At 63.5% G+C, this 18130-nt stretch carries 12 protein-coding genes; 1 reads left to right on the forward strand and 11 read right to left on the reverse strand.

Annotated elements, in window-relative coordinates; all coding sequences use genetic code 11:
* Window positions 1-155: 155 nt before the first annotated feature.
* The 10 genes from MLE18_RS14440 to MLE18_RS14485 all read right to left on the reverse strand — a co-directional run bounded on the left by MLE18_RS14440 (window position 156) and on the right by MLE18_RS14485 (window position 13709).
* The gene (locus MLE18_RS14440) at window positions 156-2450 is read right to left on the reverse strand and encodes a PAS domain S-box protein (protein WP_243439504.1); all 2295 of its coding nucleotides are present in this window, start codon (window positions 2448-2450) and stop codon (window positions 156-158) included.
* A 235-nt stretch (window positions 2451-2685) separates the two neighbouring features.
* The gene (locus tag MLE18_RS14445; RefSeq protein WP_243439505.1) at window positions 2686-4626 is read right to left on the reverse strand and encodes a hybrid sensor histidine kinase/response regulator; all 1941 of its coding nucleotides are present in this window, start codon (window positions 4624-4626) and stop codon (window positions 2686-2688) included.
* Between the two features lie 181 nt (window positions 4627-4807).
* The gene (locus MLE18_RS14450) at window positions 4808-5167 is read right to left on the reverse strand and encodes a response regulator (protein WP_243439506.1); all 360 of its coding nucleotides are present in this window, start codon (window positions 5165-5167) and stop codon (window positions 4808-4810) included.
* 39 nt (window positions 5168-5206) lie between these two features.
* Window positions 5207-5857, reverse strand: a complete 651-nt coding sequence (locus MLE18_RS14455) for a DUF1641 domain-containing protein (protein ID WP_243439507.1) — start codon at window positions 5855-5857, stop codon at window positions 5207-5209.
* Window positions 5858-5868: 11 nt separating this feature from the next.
* Complete coding sequence (sqr, locus tag MLE18_RS14460) at window positions 5869-7104, reverse strand: type III sulfide quinone reductase, selenoprotein subtype (protein WP_243439508.1); 1236 nt, start codon at window positions 7102-7104, stop codon at window positions 5869-5871.
* 672 nt (window positions 7105-7776) lie between these two features.
* A complete protein-coding gene (locus tag MLE18_RS14465) occupies window positions 7777-8295 on the reverse strand; it encodes a hypothetical protein (protein WP_243439509.1) in 519 nt (172 codons plus the stop codon).
* A gap of 213 nt (window positions 8296-8508) precedes the next feature.
* Window positions 8509-9843 (reverse strand): sigma-54-dependent transcriptional regulator, encoded by a 1335-nt coding sequence (locus MLE18_RS14470; RefSeq protein WP_243439510.1) that lies wholly within the window; start codon window positions 9841-9843, stop codon window positions 8509-8511.
* Window positions 9836-11062 carry an ATP-binding protein gene (locus tag MLE18_RS14475; RefSeq protein WP_243439511.1) on the reverse strand — a complete coding sequence of 409 codons (1227 nt, stop codon included), beginning with the start codon at window positions 11060-11062 and terminating at the stop codon, window positions 9836-9838. The genes MLE18_RS14470 and MLE18_RS14475 overlap by 8 nt, the downstream gene beginning before the upstream one ends.
* The gene (locus MLE18_RS14480) at window positions 11062-12204 is read right to left on the reverse strand and encodes an iron-containing alcohol dehydrogenase (RefSeq protein ID WP_243439512.1); all 1143 of its coding nucleotides are present in this window, start codon (window positions 12202-12204) and stop codon (window positions 11062-11064) included. Before MLE18_RS14480 ends, MLE18_RS14475 begins: the two co-directional genes overlap by 1 nt.
* 323 nt (window positions 12205-12527) lie before the next feature.
* Window positions 12528-13709: an iron-containing alcohol dehydrogenase gene (locus MLE18_RS14485; protein ID WP_243439513.1), complete on the reverse strand. Its 1182-nt coding sequence runs from the start codon at window positions 13707-13709 to the stop codon at window positions 12528-12530.
* Window positions 13710-14123: 414 nt separating this feature from the next.
* Between MLE18_RS14485 and mgtA the strand changes: the two genes are divergently transcribed.
* Complete coding sequence (mgtA, locus tag MLE18_RS14490; RefSeq protein WP_243439514.1) at window positions 14124-16916, forward strand: magnesium-translocating P-type ATPase; 2793 nt, start codon at window positions 14124-14126, stop codon at window positions 16914-16916.
* 182 nt (window positions 16917-17098) lie between these two features.
* On the opposite strand, the gene MLE18_RS14495 is transcribed toward mgtA, so the two are convergent.
* Window positions 17099-18073: a DUF4434 domain-containing protein gene (locus tag MLE18_RS14495; protein WP_243439527.1), complete on the reverse strand. Its 975-nt coding sequence runs from the start codon at window positions 18071-18073 to the stop codon at window positions 17099-17101.
* Between the last annotated feature and the right edge of the window lie 57 nt (window positions 18074-18130).

The following is an 18130-nucleotide window of genomic DNA, read 5'->3' on the forward strand; positions in this document are numbered from 1 at the left end:
CGGCCACAAGCGTGCCCGGGCGAACGCGAAGCGCAGCGGGATTCCAAAGGGAGGAACTCCCTTTGGCCGCCGGAGGCATCCTCTTCCTGACTGTCCCATCCCGGCTTCGCGACTCCGCCAGGCATCCAGCGCGTTCGCCCCTCCCCGTCGCGGCCTCAGGCCGCCTCCTCGGGACGCCCGTTGGCCGCCGGCAGCCTGATGAAGAAGCTGGCCCCGCCGTCATCGTTGTTGGTCACGTTGATGCTGCCGCCGTACTCCTTCACGATGCCGTAGCTGATGGAGAGCCCGAGCCCCGTGCCCTTGCCCACCTGTTTGGTGGTGAAGAAAGGCTCGAAGATCTTGTCCGCCAGGGATTCGGGCACTCCCGTGCCGTTGTCGCTGATACGCACGGTGACGCTGTCGCGGTTGTGCATGGTCTTGATGGTCACCCGCCCGGGGGGCGCGCCGGGGCCGTCCTTCTCCCTGCGCTCCTCGATGGCGTCGCGGGCGTTGATGAGGAAGTTGGTGAAAACCTGCTCCATGCGGTTTGGCTCGCAGCGCACCAGGGGCAACTTGTCGTCCAGGTCCCAGACCACCTCGATGCTGCGCAGGGCGAGCTGCTGGCTGAAGAAATCCAGGGAGCGGCGCAGCACGTCGTTGATTGCCACCTCCTCCATTTCGATCTTGGACTTGCGCCCGAACTCGCGCATGTGGGTGATGATCTTGGAGGCCCGCTCCACCTGCGTGCCGATGAGCTCCGTCACGCGCTTGAGCAGGGATTCCGGGGGCATCTCCTGTTTGTTCAGGCTACGCTTCACCAAGTCCACGCTGGTCTGGATCACGGCCAGGGGCTGATTGATCTCGTGGGCCACGCCCGTGGCCATCTCGCCCAGGGTGGCCATCTTGCTGGCCTGGATGAGCTGCTGCTCCGTTTCCAGCCTGGTGGTGATGTCGCTGACGGTGACCAGATACACCTTGTTCTGGTTGAACTCCGAGGGCGAGATGCTGATGCTCACGAAGATCTCGCGCCCCTCCTTGGTGTGGTGTTTGGCCTGGCTTATCTCGCCGCCCTGCTCGGCCGCATCGATGAACTCGTCCTTCTCCAGGTCCGAGAAGAGGTCCAGGAAGGACATGCGGGAGAACTCGCCCTTGGTCCAGCCGTAGAGGCTCACAGCGCCGCGGTTGCAGTCGCGGATGGTGAAGTCGGCCTGGTCCAGCACGAAGACGGCGCTGGGTATGTTGTTGAAAATGTCCACATACTTCTTCTCCGAACGCTTGAACTCGCCTTCGAGCTCCTTGCGCTCGGTGATGTCCAGACACATCTCCATGGCCGCCACCAGGTTGCCGTCGGAGTCGTACACCGGGGCCGTGTTCACGATCCAGTGCGCGCGGGAGCCGTCGCGGTAGCAGCCGCTCTCTTCCGTGGTGTAGAACTCACCGGTCTTGAAGGTCTTCTCCACGGGGCAGTCCGGGCATTTGGAGTCCCGGTTCTTGTAGGCCTTGTAGCAGAACTCGCCCACGCTGGCGTTGAATTTCTCCTCGAAGGTGCGGTTGAAGCGCAGCAGCTTGAAGTCCCTGTCCTGCACGGTGATGATGCAGGGCACGCCCTCGAAAAGATCCTGGTAGAGGTTCTTTTGCAGGGAGAGCTGGTTGTTCTTGGCCACAAGGTCGTTGCCCATCTGGTGGATGGCCTGGGCCAGCTGCCCGATCTCGTCGCCGGACTCGATGCGTTTGGGCAGGAGGCCGCGGCCCTGGGCGATGAGCCTGGCGTCCTGGATGATGCTGTTGATGGGCTTCTTGATGAGCACCACGAACAGGAGCGCCAGCGTGGCGAAAGTGACCAGGAACTGGATGAAGGCCAGGTAGGCCGTGTGCTGTTTGCTCTGGCGGATGAGCGGGTCGACGTCCGTGAGCGAGAAGGCCAGGTCCAGCACGCCGAGGATCTGCTCGTCCGGGCGGTGGAAGTGGCAGCCGGAGGCGTCCGAGCAACCGGGTTCGTTGGCGATGGGGCTCACCAGCCGCAGCACGCGTTCGCCGTCTTCCTGGGCGTCCTTGTAGATGGCCTCGCCCAGGGTGGGCTTGAGCTTGGGCACGGTGTAGATGTGGCAGGCCTGGCAGAGCGGGTCGCGCCGGGAGACCACGTTGTGGGCCTGCTCGGGGTTGCTGGCGAACATCACCTCCCCGGCCTTGTTGATGATGCGCACGTTGCGCACCTCGCGCAGCTTGGAGAGGTTGTTGACGATGGCCTGGATGTCCTCGCGGGAGTTGAGCATCATGGCGTAGTGCAGGCCGAGCTTGATGGTGCTCGAAACGCGGTCCGCGCCCATGATCACGTTCTCGATGGTGGCTTCCTTCTGGTACTCGACGTGGTAGAAGGACCACAGGAAGATGCTGGCGAACAGGATGAACGCCACCGGCAGCGTGATCTTGACGATCAGCTTGCTCTTGAGCGATTCGAATAGATGCCGCACCCTGGCCTCCCTCGCCCCGGCGAACCGGAAATGCACCCACCAGATAAGACTGATTCCTGGAAGGCACCAGTGGCCTAGACAGCCTCTACATTGTTGTGTGGCCTCCAGCGGCCAAAGGACGAACTCCTGCAGTGCCCTTTGGAACCCCATACGGCTTCGCGGCACGGTCCCGCGTCCCCGTCAAGACCGGCGCCTCCGCGCATCTGGAGCGTCACGCTCCGCCAGTCTTCCCCCCTCAATCCTCGCAGCGCGCCTTGCCCTCCTCCCCGTGGAGCCTTGGCAGCTTGATGATGATCGTGGTGCCCTTGCCATGCTCCGACTCCACGTCGATCCTGCCGCCGTGGCGCTCGATCACCTGGTTGGAGATGAACAGCCCCAACCCCGTGCCCCGCGACCCCTTGGAGGAGAAGAACAGCGTGAACATCTTCTCCCTTGTCTCCTGGTCCATGCCGATGCCGTTGTCAGCAATCTCGAAGCGCACGCAGTCGGCGTCGCCGGCGATGCGGAAGGCCACGAAATGGTTGGGCTTGGTGTCGTCCTCGGCGCAGGCGTCCACGGAGTTCTCCAGGAAGTTCACCAGCGCGGCGGACATGGCCGTCTCGTCCATGTCCATGACGCCTGCGTCCCGGGCGACCTCCAGCTTGAACTCCACGTTGCGCGACGCCGCCTTGGGCCCGATGATGGCGGCCATGTCGTCCCCGAAGGAGTCCAGGCGCACGGGCACGCACTCGGTCTCGCGCGATTTGGCGTAATAGAGGATATCAAGCACCATCTTGCGGATGCGCCCGATCTTGTCGCGGACGATGGCCCAGCCCTCGCGCACGCGCTGCGGATCCTCGCGCTTGAGCCCCGCCTCCACCTTGTACACGCCGCCGTCCAGCGAGGTGAGCAGCCCCTTGACCCCGTGGGACATGGAGCCGAGCATCAGCCCCAGGGAGGCCAGATGGTCCTGGAGCTGCCTGATCTGGGTGATGTCCGTGGATATCTCCATGACCTGCTCGATCTCGCCCTTGTCGTCGTAGATGGGGGCCGTCTGGATCAGCACGATGAGTTGCTCGCCACCCTTGGTGGTGACCACGGTCTCCCACTGGTGGGTCTGCCCGTCGGAGAAGGTGGTGACGATGGGGCACTCCTGGCAGGGGTCTTCGCGGTGCTTGAACAGCTCGAAGCACTTGCCCATGCGGCATTCGCCGAAATCCTGGCGGAAGCGGCGGTTGGCCTCCACCAGCTTGTGGTCCCTGTCCACCACGGAGATGTAGCAGGGCACGGCGTCGAAGAGGCGGTGGTATTTTTCGCGGGCGGCGCGCAGCTCCTCCTGCAGGCGGCCGACCTCGGTGACGTCCACCGAGAGCTCGATCACCAGCTCCACCTGCCCCTCGTTGTTGAAGATGGGCGCGGTGTGCACAATCACGGGAAGCTCCTGGCCGTCGACGCCCATGAGGGTTTCGCGGCTGCGCAGGCCCTTGCCCTCGTTGATCGTCTTCCAGACCGGGCAGGCGTTGCCGCTCCCCTGGCGACCGGCGTAGGCCTCCCAGCTGTTATGGCCCACCAGGTCGCCCAGGCGGTCCTGGTAGAGCTGGTTGACGGCCACTATCTCGAGGTAGCGGTTGTGGATGGAGATGAAGCAGGGGAGCTCGTTGAAGTAGCTGGGCCCGTCCGTGAAGGACTGCACCAGGCTGCGCATGGCGGTGGAGAGCCCCTCCACCACCTGCCCGACGGCCAGCTGCCGCTCCAGCTCCACCAGCTTGGCGGACTTCTCCTTGACGATGCGCTCCAGGTTCTGGGTGTGCTCCTTGATCTGGCGGCGCATCACGATCTTGTCCGTCGCGCGCTTGAGGGCGTTCACCAGGAGTTCGTCGCGGATGGGCTTGGTGATGAAATCCAGGGCTTCGTACTGCAGGCTCTTGAGGGCCAGGTCCATGTCGCCGTGACCGGAGATCATGATCACCTCGGCCTCAGGGTCGAGCTGCTTGAGCCTGCGCAGGAGCTCGATGCCGTCCATGCCCGGCATCTTGATGTCGGTCAGGACGATGCTCGGTTCGTTGACCGTGAAGGCCGCGATGGCCTCCTCGCCGTTGGCCGCGGTGATGACGTCGTATCCCAGGTCCGCGATGGAAAGGCCCAGGATCTCCCTGATGGCGTCGTCATCGTCGACCAGCAAGACTTTCTCGCCCATTTCACCTCTCCTTTGGCTGGCGCGCGCCGAAAACGGCGGATGCACCCTGTGTACCCTGCTCCGCAAGAGGCCACAAGATGCAGTAAAAAATCGACCTTGGAGGTGGAGAAACAAAGAAGGCGCGGGCCTCCCGTCAGGAAAGCCCGCGCCTTGCGGATTATCTGCCCGTGATGCGTGGGGACTAGGCGTCGCCCAGCATCTCCTTGACCATCTTCACGGTCTTGGCGGGGTCCACCGGCTTGGTCAGCACCGGCACGTTCTTGGACAGAACGGGCGGGCGGGGGCCGACGCCGCTGATGACGATAACGGGGATCTCGGCCAGGGACGGTTCCTGGCGCAGCTTCACATAGAACAGGGTGCCGCCGCGGGCGGGCATGTCCATGTCCAGGGTGATCAGGTCCGGCTTGCTGGCCTGAGTCTTCTCCAGGCCTTCGATGCCGTTCTTGGCGCCGTCGGTCTCGTAGCCGGCTTCCTCAAAGACATCCTTCAGATACGAGATGATCTCGGGATCATCGTCGATGATAAGGATCTTCTTGGCCATAATTACCTCGCAAGTTTCGCGGCGAGGGCCGCAAAATGGTTATTTCAGCTTGCCCAGGGCCTTGACCATCTCCATGGCCACGCCGATGCCGGCCTTGACCTCGGAGTTGGAGACCGCGCCCACGAGGCCCATGGGGCCGATGGGCTTGGCGTTTTCCAGCTTGATGTTCGCCGGAAGATCCGTGAGCTTGTCCAGCAGCTCGATCATCTCCGGGGTGGACATCTTCTTCAAGAGACCCAGCAGAGCGACGAAGCTGTCGCCCATGGCCTCGATGTCCTCGGGGCCGTAGTGCTGGGCCACCTTGGCGCGCACCTCGAGCATGGCCTCGTAGGTGCGGAACACGCCGCGCGCCTCCAGGGTGCCCAGGTAGCGGACCGTGCTGTGCAGGGCGCTCTTCATCATCGGCTCCATGGTGTTCCACATGTCGATGAGGCTTTCGAGCGTATCCATGCACCAGGTCAGGTTTTTAACGTTGACCATGATCTTCTTGACCAGGGGCATCACGTCCTCGAGCTGGAAGGCGTCTTCGACGTCCTTGAACTCGTTGATCATGACATAGAGCGCCTGTTTCATGATCGGATTCAGATCACGAATCAGATCTTCCATGGGCTCCCTGGCCTCACGCATATCAGCCAGCTCGGCTTCTATCTTGCCGAGTTTTTCGAGAATCAGATCCTCTTTGCTGCTCATGTTCCGGTCTCCTAGAAGCCCTTGGGGCGTTTTTTGCCGGCCATGAACATCTGGGGCTCGAGGGGCAGATCCTTACCTTTGAGCATGAGGTTGAAGTAGACCCACTTGAACATCATCTTGCCCCAGTAGTTCATGTAGGACTCTTCCAGCAGGCCGAAGGGACCGACGCCCGGGAACGGATACTTGCCCGGCAGCGGCTCGACCTTGTAGTTGAAGTCGATGAGCGCGGCCTTTTCGTAACCGGTGACGATGAAGCAGTTGGAGTGGCCGTCGAACTCGGGGCGCGGGGCCAGGCCTTCGATGTCGCGGTGCAGGTTCTCCACCAGCACGTCGGCCTCGAAGTGGGTCACGGAGCCGGCCTTGGAGGTCGGCACGTTGGTGGCGTCGCCCAGGATGTACATGTTCTCGTAATCCGGGGACTTCAGGGTGTAGTGGTCGGTCTTGAGGTAGCCCATGGGGTCGCCGATGTCGGAATCGATGATCACCTGGGAGCCGAAGTTGGGCGGAATGGCGACCATCAGGTCGAACTCCACTTCGTCGCCCTTCATGGACTCGACAACGCCGCGCTCGGCGTCGACGGCAGCGATCTCGAAGTTGGGAACGATCTTGATGTTCTTCTCTTCGCAGATCTTGCCCAGGATGGAGGCGGCCACGGGCTTGGTGAACGCGCCGGTGAGCGGGGTCACCAGTTCGATCTCGATGTTGTGGCGGGTGTCCTGAGTGGAGAAGTACCAGTCGGCCAGGAACAGGAACTCCAGAGGAGCCACCGGGCACTTGATGGGCATCTCCGCGATGTTCAGGATCATCTTACCCTTTTCGAAGCGCTGGAGCTTGTGGAAAAGGTCCACCGCGCCGTTGGGGGTGTAGAAGTCGTGGATGTTCTTCTTCCAGCCGTCCATCATGCCTTCGATTTCCTCGGGCATGATCGAGCAGCCGGTGGCCACTACGATCCAGTCGTAGTCATGCTTGCCGTTGGTGGTGGTGACGACCTTGCCAACGGGGTCGATGTTGGTGATCTCCTCGTTGACGAAGTCCACGCCCTTGGGAATGAAGCCGGACAGGGGACGGACGCAGTCCTTGATGTCGTAGACGCCGAAGGGCACGAACAGCCAGCCGGGCTGGTAGTGGTTGACGGTGGAGCGATCGATGATCGTGATCTTCCACTCTTTCTCGTCCAGTTTCTTGCGCATTTTGTTGGCGATTATGCAACCGCCGCAGCCAGCACCAAGAATGAGAAGTTTTTTCATGTCCTGACGGCTCCTATCGTAGTTTGAACCTTAGGTTCTGACTTCAACCTCCAAGCGTCCTTGGAGAGTCCCCTTCCAACGGTTCCCCCTAAAGCAAGGGCCGGGCCAGGACGGGAAACTCCAATTTGTTCCTGAGATATCAGGGTGATAAATTGAAATGCACGCCGAGCCCGCCCCAGCGTGCGCAACATATGTTTACGTGCCCCTCCTCCCAAACAGGACATAGCCCCACCATAGCGTCATCCAAAGGAATTGCAACAATTGTTGACACGTCAATATTTGTTGCACGGGCATCGGCGCGGCAACCGACGCAATACCCTGAAACGGCTGGTAAAACTGGCCTCTGCCGGTTCCGCGGCAAGATGGGGAGAACTTCTGGAAGATGTCGTGGTGTGGCGCATTTGGCTCTGCTTGTGCCGGGGGTGGGTGCGCCAGGCCGGATGGCGGCGGCCAGCTGCCGGGAGGCGGTCAACCGGACGGCCGCCGTAATGCGGTCGAGGGAAGCTGGAGAAGGCAGGAGTTGCAGGAACAGGGTGCACAATGGGTTGAGGCGGCTTGCTTCGGCCGACCCGTTCAAAGCGTGGGAGGTTCAGGGTGCTCGAAAGTTCCAAGGCCCGGGCGGGCCTGCGCCCGCCTCGCAATATGCTGATTCTGCTGGCGGCCCGATCCGAGCTAGCCGACGTAGCCGCCCAGGTTGCTCCGCATCATGCCGGATATCTGGCCGGAGAGATCCGTGCCTTGGTTGCCGTTGAGGTAGTCCAGCAGCGTCAGGCTGGACTGCCCCGAGTAGCTGCGCATGGAGGAGGACGTGGCTTTGCCCAGGTTGAAATCCTTCAGGCTGCCGGAGAGTGAGGCGTTGGAGAACTGTCCGGCCAGGGATTCCATGCTCAGCCGCTGCAGGGTGTCCGAGCACTGGGGCGCGGCGTCGTGGAAGTCCTGGGCGATGCCCGCGGCGACCTCCTTGAAGGCCTCCGGGTCGCTTTTCTCCAACTGGGAGAGTTTGCTGAGCAGCGAGGCGATCTGGGAGATGCTGGCCGCCGAGATGGACGAGGACGAACCGTCTGAGGACTGGCCCCCCAACGCGGTAATGGAATCCGACGAGGAAGCGCCGGACATGCCGTCGGCCTTGTTGGGGTCGAGGTAGCCCATCTGCGCGATGAGATTCTGTCTGCTGATGCTGGAAACGGCCATGGAGTGTCCCCTTTTTGCCGGTAGTCCCCATGCGAAGCACTATCCGTTCCACGGCAGTTAAACAACAATATTTCAGCATGTTAGCGAAACGCGCGGCGGAATTTTCCCACCGTTCCGCCCAGCGGACCTGAAGATCAAGAAGCCTCCGGCGGCCAAAGGACGAAGTCCTGCCTTCGGCCCTCTGGACTCCCATGCGGCTTCGCGCCGAAGCGGCTACATCAGGTTGTATTCCGATATCTTGCGGTAGAGCGTCTTTCGGCTGATCCCCAGGGTCTGCGCCGCCAGGGAGCGGTTGCCGCTGTGCAGCTGCAGCACGCGCTCGATGTGCGTGCGCTCCATGGAGTCAAGCGTGAGCCCGCTCTGTGATTCGGGCACCCGCTTGTCCAGCAGCTCGCGCGGCAGGGCGTGCTCGGTGATGAGCCCGTTCTCGGCCAGGATCATCCCGCGCTCGATCACGTTGCGCAGCTCCCGGATGTTGCCCGGCCAGGAGTAGTTGAGCAGGCAGCGCATGGCGCCCTCCGTCATGGTGCAGGCCCCCTGCCCCGTGGCCAGTCGGCTCAGGAAGTACTCCACCAGCAGGGGGATGTCCTCCTTGCGCTCGCACAGCGGAGGGATGTGGATGTTGAAGACGTTGATGCGGTGGAAAAGCGCCTCGTGGAAGCGCCCGGCCTCCACCTCGGCCTGGAGGTTGCGGTTGGTGGCGAAGAGCAGGCGGATGTCCGCGCGGCGCTCGTCCTTCTCGCCCACGCGGCGGTAGCTCTTGCTCTCTATCACACGCAGCAGCGAGCCCTGGACCTCGATGGGCAGCTCCCCGATCTCGTCCAGGAAGAGCGTGCCCTGGTGGGCGAATGTCATCAGGCCTTCCTGGCTCTCGGTGGCGCCGGTGAACGCGCCGCGAAGGTGGCCGAACAGCTCGCTGCGGGCCAACTCCTTCTGCAGCGTGGCGCAGTTCTTGATGATCAGGGGCTTGGTGTTGCGCTTGCTCACGGAATGCAGGGCGTGGGCCACCACGTCCTTGCCGACGCCGGATTCGCCAGTGATGAGCACGGGCACGTCCGTGGGGGCCACCTTGTCGATGAGGAAGCGGATCTGCTTCACCCCCTGGGAGAGCCCCACCAGGGAGGGCGGCTGCACGCTCATCTGGGAGTGCTTGAGGCTGCGGTTCTCCCGCCCCATGCACACGCGCTGCCAGGCGCGCTCCACCACGATCTCCACCTGATCGAGCTTGAAGGGCTTTGTGATGTAGTCGTAGGCGCCGTGCTTCATGGCCTCCACGGCGCTGTCGATATTGCCGTGGCCCGTGAGGATGATGACCTCAACGTCCGGGATCAGCCGCCGGAACTCCACCAGGAGCTCCAGCCCGTCGGCGTCGGGCAGGCGCAGGTCCAGCACCACCACGTCGAACTGCTGCTTGCGCAACATCTCGCGGGCCTGCTTGCCTGAACCGGCCGTGTGGATGAACCGGTCGGGTGTGGAAAGCTCCTTCTTGAAGAGCTTGGAGAGGGACTGCTCGTCGTCCACGACCAGCACGCTATAGGGGTTATTCACAGTGCGCTTCCGGGTTGGCGGGGAGCCTGACGATGAAGCGGGAGCCCTTGCCCTGCTCGCTGAACACCAGAATTTCCCCGCAATGTTCCTTCACGATCCCGTAGCAGGTGGAGAGGCCGATGCCCACCCCCTTGCCCACGGGCTTTGTGGTGAAGAAGGGTTCGAACAACTTGTCCAGATTTTCCATTGGGATGCCGCAGCCCGTATCCGAGACCACCAGCCCCGCCCCCTCCTGCCCGTCCGCGTAGGTGCGGATGGTGATGAGGTTTTCCTCCGTGCTGCGGCCGTCCTCGTTCTCCAGGGCGTCCATGGCGTTGGTGAGCAGGTTGAGCAGCACCTGCTTGAGCTGGGGCTCGTCGCCGTAGATCAGCGGCAGGTCGTAAGCCAGCTCGGTGTGCAGGGTGAAGCGCCGGTCCTTGTTTTTCAGGTGGCTGTTGAGGAGCTTCAGGGTGTCGGCCACGATGTCGTTGAGGCTCAGCGGCGAGAACCCCGAGGACACCGGGCGGCTGAAGGTGAGCAGGGAGTGGACGATGTCCTGGCAGCGCTCGCACTCGCGCAGGATGGTGTCCAGGTAGTCCTCCACGGCCTCCAGCGGTTCGGTCTCGCCCTGGCGCAGTTTGGGGATGCGGCGCATGATGCCCTCCGCGAACCCGGAGATGGCGGCCAGGGGGTTGTTGATCTCGTGGGCAACGCCCGCCGCCAGCATGCCGATGGTGGCCATCTTCTCGGCCTGGTAGAACTTGGCCTGGTACTCCTTCTCCATGGTCACGTCGCGCTTGAAGATCAGGATGCGCTGCTCGCCCTTGCCGTCGTCCTGGATGGGGGAGGCAACCATCTCGAATTGCCTGTTGCGCCCGCCCACCTTGAAGATGGCCGTCTCCCGGCAGACCTGCCCCGTCTGGAAGGATTTGTGCGCCGGGCACTCCGGGCAGGGGTGCTCCTCGTTGCGGAACAGCTCGTAGCAGGCGAGCCCCACGGGGTCGTCCACGCCCATGACCTCGCGGAAAACGTGGTTCACGGAGACGATGCGCATATCCGCCGAGAGCACCATCATCATGTCCGTGATGCCGTCCAGGATGGCGCTGATCTCCTGCCGGCGCTGTTCGGACTCCTGGTTGGCGTCCTGGAGTTCGTCGAGCTTCTGGCGCAGCTCCTGGTAGAAGCCCAGCTTGCAGTGTTCGATGCCGATGAGGTCGTCGAGGGAGGGGCGTTCCTGCATCACCATGCTTCCTCACAGATGCCCAGAAGGGATTCGACGTCCGCCGGGCGCGGATTGGTGACGTTGCAGGCGTCGCCCACGGCGGCCTTGGCCAGCTTGGGCAGCAGGGCCTTGTCCGGCAGGATGTCGCGCAAGCGCACAGGCACGCCCAGGCCGGAAAAAAACTCCTGGAGCTTCTCGATGCCCGCCTGGGCGTTGTAGGCGGCCGAGCCTTGGGTCTTGCCCAGGATCATGGCGCCGATGGTGCCCATTTTCTCCGTGCAGGCCGGCGAGTTGAAGCGCATCACGGCCGGCAGCAGGATGGGGTGCACCAGCCCGTGCAGCACGTCGAACATGCCGCCGAGGGAGTGGGCCAGGGCGTGCCCGGCGCCGAGCCCGGCGTTGCTGAAGGACATGCCCGCCGCCGTGCTGGCGATGGAGAGCTGCTCCAGGGCGTCGATGGACTTCTCCTCAACCGCGGCCTCGATGTTGTGCATGATCAGGTCGATGGCGCGCAGGGCCTGCAGCTCCGTGAACGGGGAGGCGATGCGCGAAACGTAGGACTCCACGGCGTGGGCCAGGGCGTCCACCGCCGAGGCGATGATCAGCTCCTGGCTCTTGGTGAGCAGGATCATGGGGTCGATGATGGAGATATTGGGCACCAGCGACCGGCTGATGATGGACATCTTGAGCTGGCGGGGAACGTCCGTGACGATGCAGAACTGGGAGATGTCCGAGCCGCTGCCCGCCGTGGTGGGCAGGCAGATCATGGGCGGCAGGGGCTTGTCCACCCGGTTGGCGCCCTCGTAGTCGGCGATGGAGCCGCCATTGCCCGCCAGGATGGCGATGCCCTTGGCCGCGTCGATGGGGCTGCCCCCGCCCACGGCGATGATAACGTCGGCCTTGGCCTCCAGATAGAGGTTGGCGCCGTCGTGGATCTGCCTGTCCCGGGGGTTGGAGTTGACGTCGCCGAAGTAGATCCACTCCAGGCCGTCGTCGTAGAGAACGTCCTTGATGCGGTCCACCCAACCACTGGATTCCAGGCCCGAGTCGCTCACCAGCAGCACGCGGTTGGCACCCAGGCCCCTGGCGCAGTGCGCCACATGCACCAGCGCCCCCCTGCCGAAGATGATCTCGGGCACGGCGAACTTCGTCACTTTCATGGTATCTCCTCACAGGAGCCCGGCGCCGGCGTCCCCACACGACAGGTTGGAAACTTGGCAGCTGATTCCGGGAGGATACACCACAAGTTGCGCAGGGCTCAAGTTCCGTGCGCTTCCCTACCGGATCAGCCAGCCCTCCGCGCCGCACGGCCCACTGATACGTAAGCATGAAGCAGCGCGAGGGAAGCCCCCGGGGGCTGTGCCCGCTCGGCCGGTGAAAGGGCCGTCGCGGGCCGGGGGCGCGCTGCGCGAAAATAAGGGCGCGGGCCGGGCGGGGCAGGATCCGCCGGGCCCGCGCATGAGCTAGGCGCTAAACAGCAAGCCTACAGGGCTGCCGTGTAGATGGCGACCACGTCCGCGTCCTTGGGGCAGCGGGGGTTGGTCAGGCCGCAGGCGTCCTTCTGGGCGTTGGCGGTCATGGTGGGGATGTCCGCCGCCTTCACGTCCTTGCCGTAGCGCTTGCCGAGTTCCACCAGGCCGGCCGGGATGCCCACGTCGGTGGAGAGTTCCTTGATGGCGTCCAGGGCCTTTTCGGCGGCCTTGCGCAGGGGCAGGCCCGTGATGTTCTCGCCCATGATCTCGGCCATCTTCGCGAAGCGCTCAACCCTGGCGATCAGGTTGAACTTCTCGACATGGGGCAGCAGGATGGCGTTGCACTCGCCGTGGGGCAGGTCGTAGAAGCCGCCCAGCTGGTGCGCCATGGCGTGCACGTGGCCCAGGCTGGCGTTGTTGAAGGCCATGCCGGCCAGGTACTGCGCGAAACACATGGCCTCGCGGGCTTCCAGGTCCTTGCCGTTGGCGACGGCCTTGCGCAGATACTTGAAGATCAGCTCGATGGCCTTCTCGGCGGCCGAGTCGGTCATGGGGGTGGCGATGGTGGAAACGTAGGCTTCCACGGCGTGGGTCAGGGCGTCCATGCCGGTGGCGGCGGTGAGCGCCGGGGGCATGCCGACCATGAGCAGAGGATCGTCGATGGCGATGTTGGGGGTCACGCGCCAGTCCACGATGGCCATCTTCACGTGGCGGGACAGGTCGGTGATGATGCAGAAGCGGGTCATTTCGGAGGCGGTGCCCGCGGTGGTGTTCACGGCCAGGTAGGGGGGCATGGGCTTGGAGGACTTGTCCACGCCTTCGAAGTCATGGATCTTGCCGCCGTTGGCGACCACGAGGCCGACGCCCTTGCCGCAGTCGTGCGAGGAGCCGCCGCCCAGGGTGATCAGGCTGTCGCACTTGTTCTTCTTGTACACCTCGACGCCGGCGTGGACGTTCTCGTCCGTGGGGTTGGGGATGGTGTCGGAGTAGACGACATATTCCATCTTGGCGGCGTCGAGCAGATCGGTGATCTGTTTGCAGATGCCGGCGTTGACGATGCCCTTGTCGGTCACGATCAGAGGCTTGCTGCCACCCAGGGCTTTGATTTTCTCGGGGATCGCCTTGGAGGCGCCGATGCCGATCAGGGTGACGCTGGGGATGAAGAATCCGTAGACCTGCTCGTTAACAGCCATGTCGCTATCTCCTTGAGGTTGAAGTTGCTGTGCCGGTTACTCTCAGGTGCACCTCTTAAGGCAACTTCCGGGCCAAAGTGATTTGGTCAATGTATGCAGCATCTTAAGATAGTTACTTAAATCACATGGCTCCGCCTGTTCCCGAATTGTCCTCCCCGACAGGCCGGCTCTCCTGCGGCAGGCCCACGATCCACGGGGACAATCGACACTTATTCCATGATTTCAGTGAGCTAACGCACGTTGTATCCAAATGGCCTCCGGTTTTCCGGCAACTGTTTCATTATGACCCACACGCCCAGTACACACCATACCGAATGAAACGGCCTGAGATTTCCTGACGACTGGACTGTAAAATGTCTGTAGAGTCGCAAGCCTGAACATGACTGAGCCACCAGTTTCAGGCAGGATACGATCATGACCAAGCACCGTCCCGGGCCAACAGCGCCCGACGCCGAGGCTGGCAAGCCGGATTCGTTGCACGACCATATCAAGCCCCACGACATACAGCTCGGGCCCGAGGAGGAGTTCACGCAGAGCCTGGCGCACTTCGCCCAGAAGGCCCACGTGTTCGCGGCCCTGGCGGCCCAGCGCAAGCTCAAGCCCCGGGACGCTTACGAGCATTTGCGCAGCCTGTGGGGCCAGCTCTCCGCCGTGGGCGAGGCGCTCCAGCAACCCACCGCGGAGCCCAAGCCCCCCTTCCCCGGTCTGAGTTCCGGCGAGGCTCGCAAACGACTTCGGCAATACGGCCCCAATCAGGCCGTGCTGGAGAAGCGGGTCACCTTCACGGGGCGGCTCTGGGCGGCGGTGAAGAACCCCCTGGTGATCCTGCTTCTGGTGCTCGGCTCCATCTCCTACGCCACGGACGACGTGCGCTCCGCCGTGGTCATCGTCGGCATGGCCGTGATGGGCGTGGCCCTGAAGGTCATCCAGGAGTCCAAGGCCGACACCGCCGCCGACCAGCTCAAGCGCATGGTGCACACCACCGCCACCGTCATGCGCGACGGCGGCCGCAAGGAAATCCCCCTGCGCGACGTGGTGCCCGGCGACGTGGTCTTCCTGGCCGCAGGGGACATGATCCCGGCGGACGTGCAGTTGCTCAAGGCCAAGGACTTGCACGTCAACCAGTCCATGCTCACCGGCGAGGCCCTCCCGCTGGAAAAGAGCGTGAACACGCGCCCGGCGGACGCCTCCCCGGCCAAGCCCAGCCTGGACGACCCCTCCATGTGCTTCATGGGCACCAACGTGGTCTCCGGCTCGGCCGCCGCCGTGGTCGTCAGCACCGGGGCGCGCACCTATTTCGGCGGCATCGCCGCCAAGCTCTCGGAGCAGCGCACGGAGACCGATTTCGACAAGGGCATCAAGAGCTTCACCATGCTCATGCTGCGCTTCATGGTGTTCATGGTGCCCTTCGTCTTCTTCGCCAACGGTTTCCTCAAGGGCAACTGGGCCGAGGCCTTCACCTTCGCCCTGGCCGTGGCCGTGGGGCTGACCCCGGAAATGCTGCCCATGGTGGTCACGGTGTGCCTCTCCAAGGGCGCGCTGGTGATGTCTCGCCAGAAGGTCATCGTCAAAAAGCTCGACGCCATCCAAAACTTCGGGGCCATCGACGTGCTCTGCATGGACAAGACCGGCACCCTGACCCAGGACAGGATCATCCTGGAGAAATACCTCGACGTGCGCGGGGAGGAGGACGATTCGGTGCTGGAGATGGCCTACGTCAACAGCAAGCTCCAGACCGGGCTGCGCAACGCCCTGGACCTGGCCGTCATCGCAAGCGGGGACAAGCTGGGCGACGCCGTGAGCACGGAACGCTTCGAGATGATCGACGAGGTGCCCTTCGACTTCATGCGCCGCAGGATGAGCGTGGTGGTGCGGGAGAAGGATGCGGGCAAGGCCCAGCTGATCTGCAAGGGCGCGGCCGAGGAGGTCTTCGGCTGCTCCAGCCGCTGCGTGGTGAACGGCGAGATCGTGCCCATCGACGACAGTTTCCGTAAGACCATGGAGCGCGTGGTGCGCGAACTGAACGAGGACGGCTTCCGCGTGGTGGCCCTGGGCCTGAAGGATGTGGACCCCGACAGGCGCGACTACGGGGTCAAGGACGAGAGCGACCTGGTGCTGCGCGGCTACCTGGCCTTCCTGGACCCGCCCAAGGAGTCGGCGGCTCAGGCCCTGCGGGTCATGGTGGAGCACGGCATCACGCCCAAGATCCTCACCGGGGACAATGCGGTCATCACCCGCAAGATCTGCCACGAGGTACACCTGGAGTACGGCGACCACATCGTCACCGGCGAGGAGATCGGCCTGCTCGGGCCCGAGGCCCTGGCCGAAACCGTGGAGACGCACCACGTTTTCGCCAAGCTCGACCCCATGCAGAAGGAGCTCATCGTGCGCACCCTGCGCGCGAGCGGCCACGTGGTGGGCTTCATGGGTGACGGCATCAACGACGCCCCGGCCCTCAAAGCGGCGGACGTGGGCATTTCGGTCGATTCCGCCGTGGACGTGGCCAAGGAGTCGGCGGACATCATCCTGCTGGAGAAGAGCCTGAACGTGCTGGGAAACGGCGTGATGGAAGGCCGCAAGGTGTTCAACAACATCACCAAGTACATCCGCATGGGGGCCAGCTCCAACTTCGGCAACATGTTCAGCGTGCTGGGCGCGAGCATCTTCCTGCCCTTCCTGCCCATGCTGCCCATCCAGATCCTGATCAACAACCTTATGTACGACTTCTCGCAGGCCGCCATCCCCACGGACAACGTGGACACCGACTTCCTGGGCAAGCCCCGCCGCTGGCGCATCGACGACATCAAGCGCTACATCCTGTTCCTGGGTCCGGTCAGCTCCCTGTTCGACTACCTGACCTTCTTCATCATGCTGCACGTGTTCCATGCCTGGGACAACGCGGCCCTGTTCCAGACCGGCTGGTTCATCGAGTCCCTGCTCTCCCAGACGCTGATCGTGCACGTGATCCGCACGGACAAGATCCCCTTCATCCAGAGCCGCTCCAGCATCTATCTAGCCCTGACCACCCTCGCCATCTGCCTCGTCGGGGTCTGGCTGCCCTTCTCGCCCCTGGCGTCCTCCTTCGGCCTGGTGAGGCCGCCGAGCAATTACTGGCTGCTGCTTGGCCTGACGATCTTCTGTTACATGTGCCTGGCCCAGATCGTGAAGACGTGGGTGGTGCGCCGCTGGTTGCCGGGCCAGGGGTAAACCTGAACGAGGCGGCTCCCGGCCTGGGAGCGGAGGCGCCCAGGCCAGGCGAAGCGCCGGAGAGTTGATGAAGGGGACGCAGCCGCAGTACGGAGGATTCCTTCAGATGAAAAAAACGGACGCGGAGGGAACTCCGCGTCCGTTTTCGTCCGCTATAGGCGGGAAAAATCGCGTCCAGACCCTCAACGCTGTCTTCGCAGGTACTCCCTGTATCCGGCGTAGAAGGCCGTGGTAAGCGGATCGTCCGAGGGCAGGCCGTATTCCGGCAGGGAGAAGGCCACGATGCCTGCGGAAGCGTAACGCCCGGCCAGGGTCAGCTGCTTCTCCACGCGGGCGATGCTTGCGGGCTCTGCCTTGAAGGGCTGCTCGTCCACGGGCTCGCCGTGGGTCTGGGTGAAGATTTCCACCACGGGGCGCAGCACGCCTCCGGCCTCCCTGGCGGCGGAAGCCGCAGCGTCCATGTAGATGGGCAGCTCATCCAGGCTGAGCTTGCGAACGCCCACGCCGTCCTGCAGGTAGAACTGCTCGATCCCGGTGTCTGCCATCAGGTCACGCAGGAACACACGGAAGGCGTCGGGAGGGATGAAACCGTTGAGGAAACCGGAAACACCCACCTCACGCCCCGGGTCGATCTCCTTGAGCCCGGCGCGCAGGCTGCGCAGGTGCTCGATGATCATGGCCCGGCGCGGCCCGTTCCAGTTCATGTCGTCGAGTTCCTGGGGCAGGTACCAGCCCTTGACGCAGCTGTAGGCTTTAAACCGGGCATGGAGTTCCTTGGCCACGCGCAGGCAGTCCTGCTCCAGGCGTCTGAGGTAGACCTCCACCACCGGGGCGGGCCGATCGACCTTCTTCCACCAGGCGGAATCGTGGGCCAGGCCCAGCCGGACGGTCATGCCGCGCTCCTGGGCCAGGGGCAGGATCTTGTCCAGCAGGGGCACTGCGCGCGGGGATTTCTTAGTGGGTTCGCCGTAGAGGGGGGCGTTGTCGAAGGCGCTCCACTGGATCACCAGCTCCTTGACTCCCACGGCTGCCAGGTCGTCCAGCATGGCGCTCCAGCGTTCGGACGGCCACTTGTCCTGATCTGACAGGGGCTGGAAGAAGGTGGCCCCGAAGCGGGGTGCGGCCGCACCCGCCGGAGCCTGGGCCAGGACAGGCACGGCGGACAAAAGCAATACAAGGAGGGGCAAAACCCAGCGCGCGGCCATATAACACAT

Source organism: Fundidesulfovibrio soli, from assembly GCF_022808695.1.
Classification (GTDB): domain Bacteria; phylum Desulfobacterota; class Desulfovibrionia; order Desulfovibrionales; family Desulfovibrionaceae; genus Fundidesulfovibrio; species Fundidesulfovibrio soli.